Consider the following 17728-nt stretch of genomic DNA (forward strand, 5'->3'; position numbering starts at 1 on the left):
GCGCCTGCCAGGCCCAAGTCAGATTCGAGGATCGATATGACACAACAAGCGCGTGTACCGTCACTGGCCGTGCGCCTGCTGCTCGGCGTGCTGGGCGCGGTGCTGGCCATCGCCGGCCTGGCCTTTCTGGTCGGCGGCGGCAAGCTCATCAGCCTGGGCGGAAGCTGGTACTTTTTGCTGGCAGGCCTGGGCCTGCTGCTGTCGGGCGTGCAGGTGCTGCGCGGCCGCCGCTCGGGCGGCTGGCTGTACCTGACTACCTTTGCCGCCACGGTGCTCTGGGCCCTGGCCGAGGTGGGGCTGGACTACTGGAGCCTGGTCTCGCGCCTGCTGGCGATGACCTTTGGCGCAGCGGTGGTCAGCGCCTGCCTGCCGCTGCTGCAAGCGGGCGCCCCGCGCGCGCGCAGCAACAAGGGCCCGCTGGCTTTGGCGGGCGTGCTGTTGCTGGTGGGCTTGGTGAGCTTTGCCTCCATGTTCCAGATCCATCCCGAGGTGCAGAACCAGGCGGCCATCAGCCGCAAGCCGGTCGATGCCGCCAGCGCGCAAAAGGACTGGAGCCATTACGGCAACGGCACGAACAACGACCGCTTTGCGGCGCTGGACCAGATCAATGTGGACAACGTCAACCAGCTGCAAGTGGCCTGGACCTTCCACACCGGCGATGTACCCCAATCCACCGGCGCCGGTGCCGAAGACCAGACCACGCCGCTGCAAGTGGGTGACAAGGTCTTTGTCTGCACGCCCAGCAACAACGTGATTGCGCTCGATGCCGATACCGGCAAGCAGCTGTGGCGCCACGACACCAACTCGCATGTGGGCGGTGTCTGGGAACGCTGCCGGGGCCTGGCCTACTTTGATGCGAATGCGCCGCTGCCGGTGCCGCAGGTGGCGGGATCGTCGCCGGTGCAGCCCGTCGCACTGCCCGCAGGCGACCAGTGCCAGCGCCGCATTGTGATGAACACCATCGACGCGCGCCTGTTTGCCATCAATGCCGACAACGGCGAGCTCTGCGCCGGCTTTGGCAACCAGGGCATTGTCGATCTGAAGCAGGGCCTGGGCGCCATTGCCAACCCGGCCTACTACACGCTCACATCGGCCCCCACCGTGGCCGGCACCACCATCGTTGTCGGCGGACGGGTGGCCGACAACGTCCAGGTCGATATGCCCGGCGGCGTGATCCGTGGCTTTGACGTGATGACCGGCGCGCTGCGCTGGGCCTTTGATGCGGGCTCCAACACGCCCAACGAGGTGCTGGCCCCCGGCGCCACCTACACGCGCTCGTCCGCCAATGTGTGGGCCGGCACCACCTACGACCCCAGCTCCAACACCGTCTACCTGCCCATGGGCTCGCCCTCGGTCGATCTGTATGGCGTGCCCCGCTCGGCCGCCGATCTGAAGTACGGCGCCTCCATCCTGGCGCTGGATGCCACCAACGGCCATGAGAAATGGGTCTACCAGACCGTGCACAACGACCTCTGGGATTTTGATATTCCGATGGCCCCGACCTTGATCGACTTCCCCCAAAAAGATGGCAGCACCACGCCCGCGCTGGTGGTTGGCACCAAGGCCGGCCAGATCTTTGTGCTGGACCGCCAAAGCGGCCAGCCGCTGACCCAGGTGGACGATGTGCCGGTCAAGCCCGCAGGCATTGCCGGTGAGAAATATGCCGCCACCCAGCGCGTCTCCGTCGGCATGCCGCAGATTGGCACCCAGACCCTGACCGAGGCCGACATGTGGGGCGCGACGCCGCTGGACCAGCTGGTCTGCCGCATCAAGTTCAAGTCGATGCGCTATGAAGGCCTGTTCACCGCGCCTGACACCGATGTGTCGCTGAGCTTCCCCGGCTCGCTGGGCGGCATGAACTGGGGCGGTATCTCGGCCGACCCGAACAACCACCTGATCTTTGTCAACGACATGCGCCTGGGCCTGTGGGTGCAGATGATGCCGCAAAAGCCCAAGGCCGCGCTGTCCGATGGTGGCGAGCAACCCAACACCGGCATGGGCCAGGTGCCGCTGGGCGGCACGCCTTATGCCGTCATCAAGGACCGCTTCATGTCGCCGCTGGGCATCCCTTGCCAGAAGCCCCCTTTTGGCACGCTCTCAGCGATTGACATGAAGACCCAGCAAGTGGTCTGGCAGGTGCCCGTGGGCACCGTGCAGGACACCGGCCCGATGGGCATCAAGATGCGCATGCCGATGCCCGTGGGCCTGCCCACCCTGGGCGGCAGCCTGTCCACCCAGGGCGGTCTGGTGTTCTTTGCCGGCACGCAGGACTACTACCTGCGCGCCTGGAACACCGCCAACGGCCAGGAGATCTGGAAAAGCCGCCTACCCGTGGGCAGCCAGGGCGGCCCGATGACCTACCAATCGCCCAAGACCGGCAAGCAGTATGTGCTGATCTCTGCCGGCGGCGCGCGCCAGTCGCCCGACCGTGGCGACTATGTGATCGCCTACGCGCTGCCTGACAAGGCCCAGTAAGCACCTGCATGGGGTCGGGCCACCAGCCCCTTGACCCACAAACCCGCCATGGCCTGCACTGCAAGCCATGGCTTTTTTATCGCCGACGCTCCGCGAAGGGCGCGCATGGTACGCTTGCCCGCTTGTGTCCACGGAGATCCGGCAGTGAGCAAGCAGCAAGGCCAGCAAGAGCCAACCTCTCAACCCCCCCAGACCGATGAGCCCGGCGCATCGGCAGGCATGCGCCAGGCCCTGCTCGACGCCGGCAAGACCGAGTTTGCCAACTATGGCTATGACGGCGCCCGGCTCGAACGCATTGCCGCCAAGGCCGGCTGCGCCAAGCGCATGCTGTACTACTACTTCGGCAACAAGAAGGATGTGTACCTGGCCGTCATCGAGCAAAGCTACACCGATATCCGCGCCTCCGAAGAAAGCCTGAACCTCGACGCGCTAGAGCCGTTGCAAGCGCTGCATGCACTGGCCCAGAAAAGCTTTGACTACCACGCCAACAACCAGGCCTTCACGCGCCTGGTGCTGCAGGAGAACTTCCAGGGCGGCGAAATGCTGGGCCAGATCTCCAACACCGAATCATTGCGCCGGGCGGCCCTCACCCCCCTGGAGCGCATCCTGGAGCGCGGCGTGGCCCAGGGCCTGTTCAAGCCCGAGGTCACTGCCACCGATGTGCACTACCTGATCTCTGCGCTGAGCGGCTTTCGCATCGACCACGCCGCCACCTGGCGCAGCCTGCTGCAGGTGGACCTGCTGGGCCACGCACTGCGCGAGCGCCATCTGCAGATGCTGCTGGACCAGGTGGATGCGCTGGTGTGTGTGCGGGCAGCGCAAGGCTGAGGAAGGACGCAGAAACACGGGCCGGTGTGCCGTGTTGTGCAGCAGATTTTGCACCGGCCTCAGCTTGGGCCAGTGCAACAACCATTGCCCGCTTGCGTGTGGAACCCAAGCACCGGGCAAGCGCAAGCAGCGATCACTGCGGACGTTGGCGTGGAGCGACGCGTGTGGACAGTGCAGGTGAGGTGTAGCTCGCATCAAAGCTACAGCCCTTGCCGTAGGTCGCTTCCAGGGCCAGGCAGGCACTGGCGATGCCGGAAGGCGTGGGCTTGGTGCCGGTGTTCACCCACTGCAGCAGCGCGTCCATCAGCGCGGGATAGGTTGGATCGCTGATAAAGCTGTGGGTGCCGTTTGTCGTGAAGGTCTGCACCAGACGCGCAGCACTGCCGCCTTCTTGCATCACCTCGCGGAAACGAGAATCGAGCTCTACAAATGCGGTCGGGTCGCTGATCCATTTGGTGGACAGCACCGGCACAGGGATCTTGCCGACCGGGTCGGTGTCGGTGGCGAACGTCTGGTAGGCGGCAGGGTTGGCTTTGTAGCGCAGCACGCCGGCGTTGAGGGCCGCATCGTCGGTAGAGCCGCTGTAGACCGCGCCTTCATTGCCGAACGGGCTCTCCCCGCCGGTGCGCTTGGCGGAGATATCCTGGAAGTGCATGGTCGCCCAGTTCATGTGCGACTGGATGGCGCTCTCCGGAATCTTGATCACATGGACGATGGTCTGGATCTTGGCCTTCTGCTCGGGTGTGCGCTCGGCAGCGGGCTTGTTGAGCGCCAGGCATTCGTTGACACGCAGCGCCACGTCCGCCTGCTTCATCGTGACATTGGCGGGCAGGCCGAGGTTGAGTGCGTAAGGCTGTTCGCTGGGACGTGGATGGTTACCACACAGGTACTGGTAGACCACGCGCAGATCAAGCCGGAAATCGTAGGAACGGGTGCCCCCGCCCAGCACGCCGCTGGTCAGCAAAACGCCATCGTAGGGACGCTCGCCGACGGTCTCTAGCGTGAACATCTCCGCGCCCTTGGCTGCCACGCCAGCGCCCCAGGACTGACCATGCAAGATGGTCTTGCTGGGGATCGCCACATGCTTGCGGAAGATGCCGCGCAGACGCTCCGTGTCTTCGGCGGCAGCGCGCACTTCCACTCCGCCCTGGCGGTAGGAGGAGCCCGCCCATGCGTAGCCTGACTTCACCATGATGGACCAGCGGGTCAGGTCTTCCATGGAGCGGTCCAGATCGGGGGCGGCCAGATCGGGGCCTCCATGCGCATGCATTACCAGGATGCCATTCCACTTTGCCGGCACTGCAATCATGTAGAACGCGCCCTTGGAGTCGCGGCCAGACAGGCATTTCGCGTCGCTGGGCACATCGGCAGGGCAAGTGGCCGTCACCGGCGCTGCCTCGTTGGAGGTGGACGGCCCTTGCAGCACCAGGGAGCCGTCGCCGCAGCCGCTGAGCGCGAGCAGCGCCAGCAGGGGCAGGCCGAGTTTGGGAAGAGGCGATTTCATGGTTTGTCTCCTATCAAGCGTTTTTTTATGGGTGCGGCTCCCCGCAAGGCTGGCGGACCAGCGCTTGGTTGGCGAGGGCCTCCCTATTCTTGGTCGGCTTGCAAAATATTTCAAAGATTTCTAAGATATCAACTGCATACTTTTCAAATATATGGAACTGCGTCATCTCCGGTATTTTCTTGCGGTGGCCGAATGCGGCCATATCACGCGTGCCGCAGAGCGCCTGGGCATCCAGCAGCCGCCGTTGTCGCAGCAGATTCTGGCGCTGGAGAACGAGCTGGGCAGCGCGCTGTTTCGTCGCCATCCCAAAGGCGTGGATCTCACCGATCTGGGCCATGAGCTGCGCGCAGAAGCCGAGCGGCTGCTGGGCGACTTTGGCGCCATGCAGCAGCGCATCGAGGCGTATGCGCGCGGTGAGCGGGGCCATCTGCGCATAGGCTTCACCAGCTCGGCGGCGGCGCATGCCTTCACCCCGGAAGTGCTGCGCACCTGCCGCAAGTCGCACCCCGACATCTTGCTGAGCGTCAGCGAAAACAACGCCGCTGAAATCACCGAAGCGGTCGCGGCCCAACGTCTGCATTGCGGCTTTTTGCGCGTGCCGGTGGCACACCCGGAGGGATTGGCGTTCGAGCCCCTGCTGCGGGAAGAAGCGCTGCTGGCCATCCCGGTGGACCACCGGTTGGCGCACAACAGCGCCCAGCCCGTCATGCTGGAGGAGCTCGATGGCGAAAAACTGGTGCTGGTGCGCAGGCCCGGTGCACCGGGCCTGTATGCCAATCTGCTGGCGCTGTGTGCACAACGCCATGTCCATGTGGAAGTGGCCGCCGAAGTCGAGCGCATGATGACCAATGTGAACCTGGTGGCAGCAGGCGTGGGCTTGTCCATTGTTCCGGCGTCGATCAAAGGATCGCATCGCCATGCGGTGGTGTATCGCTCACTCGATCCGTCCCTCGACCTTTGGGCGCCGTTGACCTTGGTGTACCGCGCGCATGACTGCGATGGCCCGTTGGGCACGGTGATCGCCTTGGCCAAGAAGCTGGCCAAGCGCCATGCCTCCAAAAGCAGGTGAACCTATGTCCGAATGGCCCAAGCTGACCCCGGCAAACGCCCCACGATGGTCGCGAAGAGCCATGCTACTGAGCGGCTTGATGGGCGCATCGCTCGTGGCCACTGAGGGACTGGCCGCCCAGAAAAGGCCAGGCGCTGGTCTCAAGATTCTGGTGGCCTATCCACCCGGCGGTGTCAGCGACTTGGTGGCGCGCGCCTTGGCCAAAGCCATGGCCGAGCAGCGCCAGGCGCCAGTGATCGTCGAGAACCGGTCTGGCGCGAGTGGAACGCTGGCGCTTGAGCTCTTGCAACGCAGTCCGCCCGATGGCCAGATGCTGGTCTTTACCGCCGCCGCCGCATTGGGCCTGCTGCGCCACGCGGCCGCGCGGCGTGCCCGAGCGCCAGGGGGTGCAGCGCCATTGCCCGTGCAGCCCGTGGCGGGTGTCATGCGCACGCCGCTGCTGTTGGTGGGCACCTCCGCGCTCGCACCCACTGCGTTCGCCGACATGATCGACGAGGCGCGCAAGCACCCGGGCATGCTGCGCTGGGCAACGACAGGCGAAGGCACGACGGGGCACACCGTGCTGCAACGCGTGAGTCAGCTTGCGGGCGTGCGCATCAGCCATATTCCGTACAAGGGCGGCGGGCAGCAATTGACCGATGCGCTCGGTGGCCACTTCGAGCTGCTGTCGACCAACGTCGCACCGAGCCAGCTCGCAGCCTTGCGTGACGGGCGCTTCAAGGCCTTGGCGGTTGGCGCACCGCGTCGCCTGCCAGTGCTCCCAGAGGTGCCGACCCTCGCGGAACTAGGTTACCCATCCGCGAATCTGGATTCCCTGTTCGGGCTCTTCGCCCCACCGGGTACGCCCTCCCAGGTGGTGGTGCATCTGTATGCATTGATCGAACAAGCCCTTCGCTCGCCTGCCATTCGCCAGATCCTGCTCGATGCCAACAACCAGCCCTACGAGGGATCGGTGCAGGACTTTGCACGGCAGGTGGAGCGCGAAACCGATCGTTGATTCAAGCCGGTTGGAATGAAATGTTTGCACCAATAGATAGGGGCTGCACATCCGGATCGTTCGAGGTTTACACGCCCTCCGCATGGGAAATCCTTGCATTTGATCCGCAGACGCCTGCATAAGAAAGGCCTGCTTTTACAACAAACTCCCGCCCTTTCCCATCTGCATTTTCCCCAAGTCTGCACAAATTAGAACGAGTGTGCTTTTTTTGCTGAAATTCAGCGCTTACCCTGTCGACATGGGCTGCCAGGCTTCCTATGCTCTGTCTTCGAGACAAGCCAGATTTGACGATCGTTCAAACAGCAACCCAAGGAGACAAAGCAATGAGACAAGCCAAGAAATGGATGTGGCTGGCGGCCACCGCCTTGCTCGCAAGCAGCGCTTATGCCCAAAAGGCAGGCGACTGGGTGTTAGGGGCCGGAGCGCTCAATTACTCGCCCCAGGACAAGAGCAAGCCGCTGACCTTTGTCGAGCCCTTTGAGCGCCAGATCCCTGGCTCGGGTGCCGATCTCAAGAGCGCCACCACCTTGGGCTTGAACGTGCACTACTTCCTGACCGACAACTGGGCAGTCGAAGGCGTGCTGGGCATTCCGCCGCGCCTCAAGCTCAACGGCGCCGGCACCCTGGAGCCCATTGGTGAGCTGGGCAATGCGCGCTTGTATGCGCCTTCCTTGCTGGGCAAGTACTTCTTTGGCAATGCCGATGACAAGTTCCGCGTCTCGCTGGGCCTGGGTGTCACCTACTCGCAGTTCCGCAGTGTGCGGCTGACCAGCGGTCTGCAAAACACGCTGGGCAGTGTGATCGGCGCGCCTCCAGGGGTTGCCAAGACCACGGCCAAGATCGACAGCCAATGGGCGCCGGTCTTCAACATCGGTGCCAACTACGCGATCGACAAGAACTGGGGCATCACCTTCTCGGTGTCCTATGTGCCGATGAAGACCGACGCCAAGCTGACCACCACGGTCAATGGCAACAAGGTGGCGGTATCGCAGACCCGCCTGACGCTGGACCCGATCATCCCGTTCCTCTACGTCACCTACAAGTTCTGATTTTTCCGAGAGGAGAAGCCCGTAGCGCCTGCGCTGCGCCCAAGATGTGGCCTGTATCCATGAATGCCACAGCATGCGATGGCTCCAAGCCATCTTTTGCCACCCTGCTCCACGAGCAGGGTTTTTTTTGCCCGCGCGCGCCGCCCTTGGCATCCGGGCCCGCCCGGCCCACAATGGCGCAGGCAGACCCGCCTGAACCCAACCTTTGGAGAACCTATGCCGGCCAAGAAAATCCTGATGATCTGTGGTGACTACTGCGAGGACTACGAAACCATGGTGCCCTTCCAGACCTTGCTGGCCGTCGGCCACCAGGTGCATGCGGTCTGCCCGGACAAGAAAGCCGGTGACCATATCAAGACGGCGATCCATGACTTTGAAGGTGCGCAGACCTACAGCGAAAAGCCCGGCCACAACTTCACGCTGAACGCAAGCTTTGCCGACGTCAAGGCAGAGGACTACGACGCGCTGGTGATCCCCGGTGGACGCGGCCCCGAATACCTGCGCAACAACGAAGCGGTGCTGGCCGCCGTGCGCCATTTCTTCACGGCCAACAAGCCCGTCGCCGCCGTCTGCCACGGCGCGCAGCTGCTGGCCGGCGCTGGTGTGCTCCAAGGCCGAACCTGCTCGGCCTATCCGGCCTGCAAAGCCGAGGTGGTGCTGGCCGGCGGCACCTATGCCGATATCGCCGTGGACCAGGCCCATACCGACGGCAACCTGGTGAGCGCCCCCGCCTGGCCTGCCCACCCGCAGTGGCTGGCGCAGTTCCTGGCCTTGCTCGGAACGCGTATTTCGCACAGCTAAACCGCGCGCGGTGGCAAGTGCTGGGCCGCCTGCAAGCCCTTGCTATCGCTGCTACCATCGCAGCCCCATGACCGCAGACAGCTACAGCCACCACCTCGCCACCGGCAACCAGTTCGTTGCCGAGGCACAAAAGATTGCCACCACCGATTTCGCTGCCGCCCGTGCGCTGTGGCAGCAGGCGGGCCAGGCGTTTTACCGCGCCCACCAGGCCGACCGCAACCAGCCCGAAGCCGCGCTGCGCCTGGCCCAGGCCTGGATGGCCGAGGCCCATGCCTTGCACAAGGAAGGCTCGCCCAATGCCACGGTGATGTGGCAAAACGCCGCCGCCCAGAACGAGCTGGCCTTTGACCTGGATCCGCGCAATGCCCGCATCGCCATGGCTGCGGCCAGCTGCCACCACTTTGCCGGCGATGCCGAAGCCGCCCAGGCCTGGATGCAGATCGGCCAGCACTTGGCATCGGGCGGCGACCAAGCCCCCGAACCTGGCGACCCAACAGACGACTGACCAGCTCCATATAGCGAATGGCGTCTTTGGTTATTCGATAATATTATTTTTTAATCTGAGCGATCGAACGTAGCATGTGGGCCCGTCTACCTGTTCCTGACTGCCCTCCATGCTCAAGCGCCATTTCACCCTCGCCGCCCTGCTGGCGGTTTCTGCCACCTTTGCCGCGCCTGCCTTTGCGCAGGACAAGCCCCTCAAGCTGGGCGTGACGGCGGGCCCCCATGCGCAGATTGCCGAGGCCGTCAAACAAGCGGCCGCCAAAGAGGGTCTCAGCATCCAGGTGATCGAGTTCAGCGACTTCATCCAGCCCAATGCCGCGCTGGTAGCCGGCGATCTGGATGCCAATGCCTACCAGCACCACCCCTATCTGGACCAGCAGGTCAAGGACCGGGGCTACAAGCTGGTGGCAGCCGCCAACACCGTGGTGCTGCCCATTGCGCTGTACTCCAAGAAAGTGAAATCGCTGGCCGACCTGCCCGCCGGCGCGCAGATCGGTCTGCCCAATGACCCCACCAACGGCGGCCGCGCGCTGCTGCTGCTGCAAGAGCATGGCCTCATCAAGCTGCGCGCCTCGGCCGGCATCAAGGCCACACCGCTGGATGTTGTTGACAACCCCAAGAAGCTGCGCCTGCGCGAGCTCGATGCCGCCCAGCTGGTGCATGCGCTCAATGACCTCGATGCCGCCGTCATCAACACCAGCTATGCGATTGCAGCCAAGCTCAACCCCACCAAGGACGCCATTGCCCGCGAGTCAGCCAAGTCGCCCTATACCAATCTGATTGCCGTGCGCCAGGCTGACAAGGACAAGCCCTGGGTGGCGCGCCTGGTCAAGGCCTACCATTCGGACGAGGTGCGCCAGTTCATCGACAAGGAGTTCCAGGGCTCCATCGTCCCCGCGTTCTGACAGGGGCTAACACCCGTTCAACGCCAGCGGCGCGCTGACTGGCGCGCCTTTTTCCATCACCCTTTGACAAAGCCAGCCCATGAGTGGACAGATCACCCTTAGCCGCGACGGCCATGTCGCCACCTTGTTGATCGACAACGTGGCCAAACGCAATGCCATCAGCCACCAGATGTGGATCGACCTGGCCGAGCAGCTGGAGGTGCTGGTGCAAGACAGCGATCTGCGCTGCATCGTGCTGCGCGGCGCAGGCACCCAGGCCTTTGGCAGCGGCGCTGATATCGACGAGTTCGAATCGCTGCGCTCGTCCAAGGAAAAGGGCATTGCGTTTGCCCAGCAGGCGCACCGGGCCATGGCCCTGCTGCGCCACTGCCCCATTCCCACCCTGGCCGCGATCCGTGGCGCCTGCGTCGGCGGCGGGCTGGAGCTGGCCGCCTGCTGCGATCTGCGCCTGGCCAGCGACGACGCCCGCTTTGGCATTCCCATCGGCCGCCTCGGTGGTGTGCTCGCCTACCCGGAGCTCGAGGCGCTGGTGCATGTCGCCGGCCCCCAGGTGGCGCTGGAGCTGCTGCTCGAAGGCCGCCTGCTCGATGCCCAAGAGGCCCTCAGCAAAGGCCTGGTGACCCGCGTGGTGCCCCAAGCTGCCTGGGACGAGGAGCTGGCCCAGACCATCGCCCGCATCAGTGATCTAGCGCCGCTGTCGGCGCGCTGGCACAAAAAATTCATCGCCCGGCTGCAAAGCGGCACCCCATTGACGGATGCCGACCAGCAAGAGGGCTACGCCTGCTTTGACACGCAGGATTTCATCGAAGGCTACCGCGCCTTTTTGGACAAGCGCAAGCCGGTATTCACAGGAAAGTAACAGCGTTCATGCAGCCCTCCCCTACCCCGCGCAAAGGCCCGCTGTCGGGCCTCGTTGTTGTTGAGCTCACCAATGTCATGGCAGGGCCCGTTGGCGGCTTGCTGCTGGCCGACATGGGCGCCGAGGTGGTCAAGGTCGAGCGCCTGCCCGGCGGCGACGACACCCGCCGCGCGATCCCGCCCGAGATCCAGGGCGAGTCCGCCACCTTCATGATGGTCAACCGCAACAAGCGCGGTATTGCGGTCGACCTCAAGCACCCCGATGGCCTGCAGGTGGTGCGCCGCCTGATCGACAAGGCCGATGTGGTGATCGAGAACTTCCGCCCCGGCACGATGGAAAAGCTCGGCCTGGGCTACGACGTGCTGCGCGCGAGCAACCCGGGCCTGATCTACTGCAAGATCACCGGCTTTGGCCTCAATGGGCCCTATGCCAAGCGCGCCGGCTATGACCTGATTGCGCAGGGCATGTCCGGCATCATGAGCCTGACCGGCGAAGGCCCGGGCCGCCCGCCCGTCAAGGTCGGCGTGCCGATTGGCGACGTGACCGCCGGCATCCTGGCCTCGACCGGCGTGCTGGCCGCCTACATCGAGCGGCTGCGCACCGGCGAAGGCCAGTATGTCGACACCTCGCTGTACGAGGCCTCGCTGGTCCACACCTACTGGCAGGTGGCCATGGCCTTTGCCACCGGTGAGTCGGCCGGCCCCATGGGCTCGGCCCACCCGGTGGCCGCGCCCTACCAGGCGATACCGACGCAGGACGGCTGGATCAACATCGGCGCGGTGAGCCAGGCCACCTGGGTCGGCATGACCCGCGTGCTGCAGCTCGAGCACCTGCTCGAAGACGAGCGCTTTGCCAGCAACCGCGAGCGCATGGCCCACCGCGATCTGCTGATCTCGATCATCACCGAGGCCATGCGCAGCAACACTACCGACTACTGGGTCGAGAAGTTCGAGCAGGCCGGTGTGCCTGCAGGCCCGGTGCGCAAGATCAAGGACATGCTCGAAGACCCGCAGACGCTGGCGCGCGACATGGTGATCGAGGTCGACCACCCCGTCGCCGGCCAGGTGCAGGCGCTGGGCCTGCCGATCAAGTTCTCGCACGGCAATGGCGTGACCCGGCGCGGCGCGCCGCAGTATGGCGAGCACACCGCCGAGGTGCTGCAGGAGCTGGGCTACAGCAGCGACGACATCGCGGCGCTGGCCGCCAGCCAGGCGGTGCAGTTGCACGGCCGCTGAGACTGTGCAGCAGCCCGGCCGCCACAGCGGCGGGTCTGGGCGCTAGGGATGCTCTGCAAAACCCTCGCCAAGCGGGATGGACGCGGATCGGGATGAGCCGCAAGGCGTCTTTTGCAGTCAATAGCCGTAGCTATTGGCAAGGAAGACAACGCAGCGGATCGCCCGAGACCGCGTTCAGACCACGGCAGGGAGTTTTGCAGAGGGTCCCAAGGGCGCGGTGAATGATGCGCGGTATGCCCTGGGGGACACCCCCAGGCTGCGCTTGAACTGGTCGCGCAGCACCTGCACGCTGCGGTAGCCTGCCTGGTCGGCAATCTGCTCCACACGCAGGCTGGTGCTCTCCAGCAGCCGCCGCACTTCCTCCATCCGCGCCTGCGCCAACCAGGCGCTGGGCGCCATGCCGGTGCCTGCCGTGAAACGGCGCAAAAAGGTGCGCCGGCTCATCGCCAGCACCTCGGCCATCGCGGCCACCGTCCAGTCCCGCCGCAGATCGGCGCGCACCTGGTCCAGCAGCTGCGCCAGCTTGCCCGATGTATCGGCCACCAGCGGCTGCTCGATGAACTGCGCCTGCCCACCGCTGCGGTGCGCAGCAACCACCAGGCGCCGAGCCACGCTGTTGGCCGCCTGCACGCCAAAATCGCAGCGCACCAGATGCAGCATCAGGTCGAGCCCCGCCGCACTGCCCGCCGAGGTAAAGATGCGCTCATCCTGCACGTACAGCACCTGGGCATCCACGTCGATGGCCGGGTAGCGTTGCGCCAGCGCCTGGGCGTAGCGCCAATGGGTGGCGGCACGGCGCCCGTCAAGCAAGCCGGCGGCGGCCAGCACAAACGCGCCCGAGCATATCGATGCCAGGGTGGCCCCGCGCCGCGCCGCGCGCCGCAAGGCTTGTTGAAGCGCGGGCGGGACCGGCTCGTCCATGCCGCGCCAGCCGGGCACCACGATCAGGTCCGCCTGCTCCAGCAAGGCCATATCTGCACTGGCCTGTACCAGCAAGCCCCCCTGGGCCCGCAGCGGGCCCGGCTCAACGGCCACACTCGCAAAACGGTACCAGCCCTCACCCATCTCGGGCCGCTCCAGGCCAAACACCTCGGCCACCATCGAGAACTCAAAGGTGCAAAGACCGTTGTAGACCGGTGCGACGACCAGCGGGCCCAGCAAGCGTGCAGACATTGGCGCAAATCCTTCCCTTTATGTCTTCTGCGCCAATTGTAGGCAACAGGTTCGATCCGCAAAATCGCTGGCATGTTTACCAGGAGTACTTCATGAGCCGCTATGTCAGCCAGATTCCCGCTGCCGCCAGTGCCGATGCCGTGGCGCATTTTTCCCGGTCCTTCACGTTCGAGACCGACTGCTGGGATGTGCACGATGCCCTAGGCCATGGCCAGCCCGACTTTGTGCTGCTCGATGTGCGCAGCGCGGCACTGTATGCACAAGGCCATGTCCCTGGCGCCCTGCATCTGCCGCACGGCAAGATCGTTACGAGCAAGCTGGCGGCCTGGCCCGCCGATACGCTGTTTGTGACCTATTGCGCCGGCCCGCACTGCAATGGCGCGGCCCGGGGCGCCTTGCGCCTAGCGCAACTGGGCAGGCCCGTGAAGATCATGGCCGGCGGCATCACCGGTTGGCTGGATGAGGGCTTTGCGCTGGCAACGGCATCCTGACCGCCCGTCGCAAGAAAGGGGAGGCATAACATGCCGCCCCCTGAAAGCGTCTTCCCGCGTCAAGACCTCAGCGTGGGCTCCAAACGGCCTTCAGCTGCGCCGTCGTATGCAGCATCGCCTGCGGCCCGGCCACACCCAGCAGGTACCAGACCTGTGGATCCAGGAACACCACCCGGCCCTGCTGGCCCGCAGCGCTGTTGCGGATAGCGTCGTTGTTGAACAGCTCGGTGCTGGCGACGACCGGTTTGCCGTCGCGCCCGGTGGTGCTGCCGGTGCCGGCATTGCGGTCGATCACATAGAGCCAGGCGGGGTTGAGCTGGCGGATCTCTTCCATCTTCATCGGCACGCCGCGCGGCTTGCTGGCATCGGCGGGCAGGGCAGGTTGGACGCTCAGCACATCGTGCAGCAGGCCAAAGCGCGCGCCGGGAGGCTGGGCATTGAGCATGGTGCTGATGGCCAGCACCAACAGGCCCGGTGCCTGCTGCTGGGCCAGCGCGCGGGTACTGTCCACCTCGGCGCGTACGCGCTGCATCAGCTGCTCGCCCTGGGCCTCTTTGCCCCACAGCGAGGCGAGCGTCGTCACATTGCGCTGCATATCGGCCAGCAGCTGCTGGTTGTTGACGCTCAGGTCCAGCGTAGGCGCAATCTTGCTCAGGATCTCGTACTTGCCGGTGCTGCGGCCCGCAACGACGATCAGGTCCGGCTGGATGTGGCTGAGCGCATCAAAATCGGGCTCGAACAAGGTGCCCGCTGGCAGGTAGCGCGCATCGGCATAGGCCTGCATATAGCTGGGGAAGTTGGCCTTGGCCAAGGCGGTCACTGGCAGGTTCAGTGCTTGCATGGTGTCGAGCGATGCCAGGTCGTAGACCACCACGCGCTTGGGCGCCAAGGGCACCACGGTGCTGCCCTTGGCGTGTTGCACGGTGATCGTTGCCGGGGCCTTGGGGGCGGGGGCTTGCGCAAAGGCTGCCGGGGCAGCAAACAGCGACGTGGCGAGGGCAGCACCGGCGCTGGCGCGCCAGCAGGCCGTGGTCAATGGCTGGGTCATGTCTTTCTCCAATGCATGTCAATCAAGTTGAGGCGGCGCCCGCAGGCATGCGGGGCGCCGCGCGGTGGTTTAGAACTTCAGGTTCATGCCGACCCAGTAACGGCGCCCATCCTGCACGGTGGCGTAGTCTTCGTAGTACACGTCCTTGTCGAACAGGTTGTAGATGCCGGCAAAGAAGGTGGTGTTCTTGTTGTAGTGGAACGAGCCGCCCACATCGAACATCGCATAGCTGCCAGCGACCCAGGTGCGGGCCGAGCGGCCGCCAGTGGGCTGGCTTTCCTTGCCCCGGTAGGAGAGCTTGGTCCAGCCGTTCCAGCGGTCCGACGGCTTCCAGTCGAGCGCAACATTGAGCATGTGGCGCGGCAGCTGCGACAGCGGCTGGCCGGCAAACTCGCCGCTCTTTTGCTCGGACTTGGTGAAGGTGTAGCTGGAGTTCAGGTCCAGGTTGCGCGCCAGCGGCGTGGTCAGCGTTGCCTCGATGCCGCGCGTCACCGCCTTGTCGATATTGACATTGGTGGTGGGCGTGTTGCCGGACGAATTCAGCGGCCCACACTCGGGGCAGGCAATGCGGGTGATCTTGTCGCGGAAGTCGTTGTCAAACACCGTCAGGCCCGCCGACAGGCCGGCGCCATCGTTGTAGAGCACGCCCACTTCCTTGGACAGCGATTTCTCCGGCTTCAGATCCGGGTTGCCATAGATATTGCCGCCTCGGCTGGCCTGGCCCCAGTCGCCCAGGGTCTGGCGCAAGGATGGGGCGCGGAAGCCGGTCGAGACGCCGCCCTTGACAGTCCAGCGCGGGCTCAGGTTCCACACGCCATAAAGGCGCGGGCTCCATTGCGAGCCGCCCTTGCTGTCGTGGTCATAGCGCAGCCCACCGGTCAGCGCAAAGTCCTCGCGCAAGCGCCATTCGTCTTCGGCAAACCAGGCGTACTGGGTGCGGTCGGCGGTGGTGCGGTTGCTGCCGGGCAAGGTGTTGGTGGTGGTGTCGGTCAGGTCCTGCTTGTTGTAGTACAAGCCGGTGCTGACGATGTGCGCGTCGCCCACCGGAATCACCCAGCTGCTGTTGGCCACCGTGTTCTTGATGGTCATCTCGCGCGAGATATTGCGCGTCTTCTCATGCTGCACATAGGTATCGGACGAGGCCCAGCCCCAGCGGCCCTTGTGCTGCAGCGAGTAATTCTCACGCTCGAACTTGCGGTCCGACAGCTCGCCGGTCTCCAGCAAGGTCTTGCCCGGCGTGGAGATAAAGTGCTGCCTGGCCGAACCCACTTCGGCAATGATGTCGTGGTCCTTGTTGGGCGTGAGCGCAATGCGGGCGTTGAGCGCCTTGGTATCGCTGTCGTTGTAGCCCTGGTAGATGCGGTCTTCGTCGCGCTTGCTGTAGTTGCCGTAGAGGCTGATGCCCAGCAGCTCTTCCTTGATCGGGCCCGAGAGGTAGAAGTTGCTCTGGTAGGCATTGCCCGATGCCGAGCGCTCCTGCAAGGTGGCGTCGGCACGCAGCGAGCCATGCCACTCTTTGGCGACCTTGCGCGTGATGATGTTGACCACGCCGCCCATCGCGTCCGAGCCGTAGAGCGAGGACATGGGCCCACGCACCACCTCGATGCGCTCGATCGCTTCGAGCGGCGGCACCCAGCTTTGGTCGGTCCCCGTCGAGCCATTGGTCTGCGTCTCGCGCGTGCTCATGCGCTTGCCATCGACCAGGATCAAGGTGTAGTTGGCACCCATGCCGCGCAGGCTGATGTCGTTGGAGTTGTTGTCCGAGGGCGTCATGATGACGCCGGGCACATCGCGCAGCGCGTCATGCAGGTTGCTGTACGCGCCCTGCTCGAGCTTCTCGCGCGGAATCACGGTGATCGAGGCCGGCGCCTGGGTCACTTCCTGCTCAAAGCCTGCAGCTGTCACCACCACGGTGCCCAGCGTTTTGTCGCTGGCAGCTTGCCCTTCGGCATCGGCCGCCTGCGCGGCCGCTGCGCCATGGACCAGCATGCCGGCCACCACGCCCGCGATGGCGCGCAGTGCATGGCGCTGGGGTGCCGATGGCAGTGGGTGGAAATCAAGACGCAGAGGCCGTGCTGGCGCGCGACCCGCTGCCAACGGGGCAGAGGAGGACATGGGAATAATCGGTAATCAGGTAGACAACAGCTCGCCCCAGGCGCCTGCAGATGGAGACCACCCGCAGGCACTGGCGGCGGGCCAGCGATGCTTCGCTTGTTGTGCAGGTCTGCGGTCACGGCGCTTGTCAGGGCGCCGTCCCGGGAAGGCATGGCTGCGCTATCGCGCGATAGGCAGCAAGAGGGACGCGAGACGTTTATATGCGAATAGTTCTCATTATATAGATTGATGAAGAATTGTTACGGTTTGCGAAGTTTCGCGACTGTAAAGTTATTTCGGGCGCAACCAATTCACCCCCTGTGCTGCCGCGTGACAGCCAGGCGGGGCGCGGGTTTGCGGCTGCTGGCGCCCCTGCGGTGGCGCCAGCAATTGGCTATGGTTTAAAAGCTACAGCCTTAGAACCTGTTCAAAGTCACTACGCAGCCGCGTTGGAGTGCAATCGGGATGAGTTCGAAGGGATGGAACGCAGCTTGCACCGGGGTGCAAGCAAGGGCCAGCGCGCAGAAATCGCCCGATTTCACTCCAACCCGTAGGGACAGTGGCTTTGCGGGCGCCCGGCTAGGGCCGCCCGGGCAGGGGCGGTCTGCGTTGTTGCAAATCCTCGCAATAGCGCGGCTATTGCTGCGGTGTTGCGCGGCTGGGCGCCCCCTAGCATCCCATCCCGCAAAGACACTG

General features: G+C 64.6%; 15 protein-coding genes. 11 read left to right on the forward strand and 4 right to left on the reverse strand.

Going from position 1 to position 17728, the window contains the following annotated elements; genetic code table 11:
• The first annotated feature begins 36 nt into the window (after window positions 1-36).
• Window positions 37-2475 carry a membrane-bound PQQ-dependent dehydrogenase, glucose/quinate/shikimate family gene (locus DCO45_RS21040; protein WP_116927642.1) on the forward strand — a complete coding sequence of 813 codons (2439 nt, stop codon included), beginning with the start codon at window positions 37-39 and terminating at the stop codon, window positions 2473-2475.
• A gap of 144 nt (window positions 2476-2619) precedes the next feature.
• Window positions 2620-3303: a TetR family transcriptional regulator gene (locus DCO45_RS21045; RefSeq protein ID WP_116927643.1), complete on the forward strand. Its 684-nt coding sequence runs from the start codon at window positions 2620-2622 to the stop codon at window positions 3301-3303.
• Window positions 3304-3436: 133 nt separating this feature from the next.
• Here the strand turns inward: DCO45_RS21045 and DCO45_RS21050 are convergent, their stop codons facing one another.
• Window positions 3437-4807, reverse strand: coding sequence for a hypothetical protein (locus DCO45_RS21050; RefSeq protein WP_116927644.1), 1371 nt, complete (start codon window positions 4805-4807; stop codon window positions 3437-3439).
• A gap of 151 nt (window positions 4808-4958) precedes the next feature.
• Here DCO45_RS21050 and DCO45_RS21055 point away from each other — a divergent pair, with 151 nt between their 5' ends.
• The 8 genes from DCO45_RS21055 to DCO45_RS21090 all read left to right on the forward strand — a co-directional run bounded on the left by DCO45_RS21055 (window position 4959) and on the right by DCO45_RS21090 (window position 12226).
• Window positions 4959-5876 (forward strand): LysR family transcriptional regulator, encoded by a 918-nt coding sequence (locus DCO45_RS21055; RefSeq protein ID WP_116927645.1) that lies wholly within the window; start codon window positions 4959-4961, stop codon window positions 5874-5876.
• 79 nt (window positions 5877-5955) lie between these two features.
• Window positions 5956-6873, forward strand: coding sequence for a tripartite tricarboxylate transporter substrate binding protein (locus DCO45_RS21060; RefSeq protein ID WP_243419446.1), 918 nt, complete (start codon window positions 5956-5958; stop codon window positions 6871-6873).
• Between the two features lie 323 nt (window positions 6874-7196).
• Complete coding sequence (locus tag DCO45_RS21065; protein WP_182343900.1) at window positions 7197-7922, forward strand: OmpW family outer membrane protein; 726 nt, start codon at window positions 7197-7199, stop codon at window positions 7920-7922.
• A 216-nt stretch (window positions 7923-8138) separates the two neighbouring features.
• Window positions 8139-8723 (forward strand): DJ-1/PfpI family protein, encoded by a 585-nt coding sequence (locus DCO45_RS21070; protein WP_116927648.1) that lies wholly within the window; start codon window positions 8139-8141, stop codon window positions 8721-8723.
• A 67-nt stretch (window positions 8724-8790) separates the two neighbouring features.
• Window positions 8791-9228 carry a hypothetical protein gene (locus DCO45_RS21075; protein WP_116927649.1) on the forward strand — a complete coding sequence of 146 codons (438 nt, stop codon included), beginning with the start codon at window positions 8791-8793 and terminating at the stop codon, window positions 9226-9228.
• A gap of 109 nt (window positions 9229-9337) precedes the next feature.
• On the forward strand, window positions 9338-10132 hold the full coding sequence (locus DCO45_RS21080) for a MetQ/NlpA family ABC transporter substrate-binding protein (RefSeq protein ID WP_116927650.1): 795 nt from the start codon (window positions 9338-9340) through the stop codon (window positions 10130-10132).
• 79 nt (window positions 10133-10211) lie between these two features.
• A complete protein-coding gene (locus tag DCO45_RS21085; RefSeq protein WP_116927651.1) occupies window positions 10212-10991 on the forward strand; it encodes an enoyl-CoA hydratase-related protein in 780 nt (259 codons plus the stop codon).
• Between the two features lie 8 nt (window positions 10992-10999).
• Window positions 11000-12226 carry a CaiB/BaiF CoA-transferase family protein gene (locus DCO45_RS21090; RefSeq protein WP_116927652.1) on the forward strand — a complete coding sequence of 409 codons (1227 nt, stop codon included), beginning with the start codon at window positions 11000-11002 and terminating at the stop codon, window positions 12224-12226.
• A gap of 174 nt (window positions 12227-12400) precedes the next feature.
• Here the strand turns inward: DCO45_RS21090 and ftrA are convergent, their stop codons facing one another.
• A complete protein-coding gene (gene ftrA, locus DCO45_RS21095) occupies window positions 12401-13399 on the reverse strand; it encodes a transcriptional regulator FtrA (RefSeq protein ID WP_116927653.1) in 999 nt (332 codons plus the stop codon).
• Window positions 13400-13491: 92 nt separating this feature from the next.
• On the opposite strand from ftrA, the gene DCO45_RS21100 reads away from it, so the two are divergent.
• Window positions 13492-13890 carry a rhodanese-like domain-containing protein gene (locus DCO45_RS21100; RefSeq protein WP_116927654.1) on the forward strand — a complete coding sequence of 133 codons (399 nt, stop codon included), beginning with the start codon at window positions 13492-13494 and terminating at the stop codon, window positions 13888-13890.
• Between the two features lie 67 nt (window positions 13891-13957).
• Here the strand turns inward: DCO45_RS21100 and DCO45_RS21105 are convergent, their stop codons facing one another.
• Both DCO45_RS21105 and DCO45_RS21110 read right to left on the reverse strand, forming a co-directional pair.
• Window positions 13958-14938 carry an ABC transporter substrate-binding protein gene (locus DCO45_RS21105; protein WP_116927655.1) on the reverse strand — a complete coding sequence of 327 codons (981 nt, stop codon included), beginning with the start codon at window positions 14936-14938 and terminating at the stop codon, window positions 13958-13960.
• 69 nt (window positions 14939-15007) lie between these two features.
• Window positions 15008-17053, reverse strand: coding sequence for a ligand-gated channel protein (locus DCO45_RS21110; protein ID WP_279324832.1), 2046 nt, complete (start codon window positions 17051-17053; stop codon window positions 15008-15010).
• Between the last annotated feature and the right edge of the window lie 675 nt (window positions 17054-17728).

The organism is Comamonas sp. JNW, assembly GCF_003105075.1.
Classification (GTDB): domain Bacteria; phylum Pseudomonadota; class Gammaproteobacteria; order Burkholderiales; family Burkholderiaceae_C; genus Comamonas; species Comamonas squillarum.

Bases quoted from the DNA above. Each gene is read 5' to 3' on its own strand.
- DCO45_RS21080 (WP_116927650.1), top strand. From the start codon at position 9,338: ATGCTCAAGCGCCATTTCACCCTCGCCGCCCTGCTGGCGGTTTCTGCC.
- ftrA (WP_116927653.1), bottom strand. From the start codon at position 13,399: ATGTCTGCACGCTTGCTGGGCCCGCTGGTCGTCGCACCGGTCTACAAC.
- DCO45_RS21055 (WP_116927645.1), top strand. From the start codon at position 4,959: ATGGAACTGCGTCATCTCCGGTATTTTCTTGCGGTGGCCGAATGCGGC.
- DCO45_RS21105 (WP_116927655.1), bottom strand. From the start codon at position 14,938: ATGACCCAGCCATTGACCACGGCCTGCTGGCGCGCCAGCGCCGGTGCT.
- DCO45_RS21085 (WP_116927651.1), top strand. From the start codon at position 10,212: ATGAGTGGACAGATCACCCTTAGCCGCGACGGCCATGTCGCCACCTTG.
- DCO45_RS21060 (WP_243419446.1), top strand. From the start codon at position 5,956: ATGGGCGCATCGCTCGTGGCCACTGAGGGACTGGCCGCCCAGAAAAGG.
- DCO45_RS21110 (WP_279324832.1), bottom strand. From the start codon at position 17,053: ATGTCCTCCTCTGCCCCGTTGGCAGCGGGTCGCGCGCCAGCACGGCCT.
- DCO45_RS21090 (WP_116927652.1), top strand. From the start codon at position 11,000: ATGCAGCCCTCCCCTACCCCGCGCAAAGGCCCGCTGTCGGGCCTCGTT.
- DCO45_RS21100 (WP_116927654.1), top strand. From the start codon at position 13,492: ATGAGCCGCTATGTCAGCCAGATTCCCGCTGCCGCCAGTGCCGATGCC.
- DCO45_RS21065 (WP_182343900.1), top strand. From the start codon at position 7,197: ATGAGACAAGCCAAGAAATGGATGTGGCTGGCGGCCACCGCCTTGCTC.
- DCO45_RS21050 (WP_116927644.1), bottom strand. From the start codon at position 4,807: ATGAAATCGCCTCTTCCCAAACTCGGCCTGCCCCTGCTGGCGCTGCTC.
- DCO45_RS21075 (WP_116927649.1), top strand. From the start codon at position 8,791: ATGACCGCAGACAGCTACAGCCACCACCTCGCCACCGGCAACCAGTTC.
- DCO45_RS21070 (WP_116927648.1), top strand. From the start codon at position 8,139: ATGCCGGCCAAGAAAATCCTGATGATCTGTGGTGACTACTGCGAGGAC.
- DCO45_RS21040 (WP_116927642.1), top strand. From the start codon at position 37: ATGACACAACAAGCGCGTGTACCGTCACTGGCCGTGCGCCTGCTGCTC.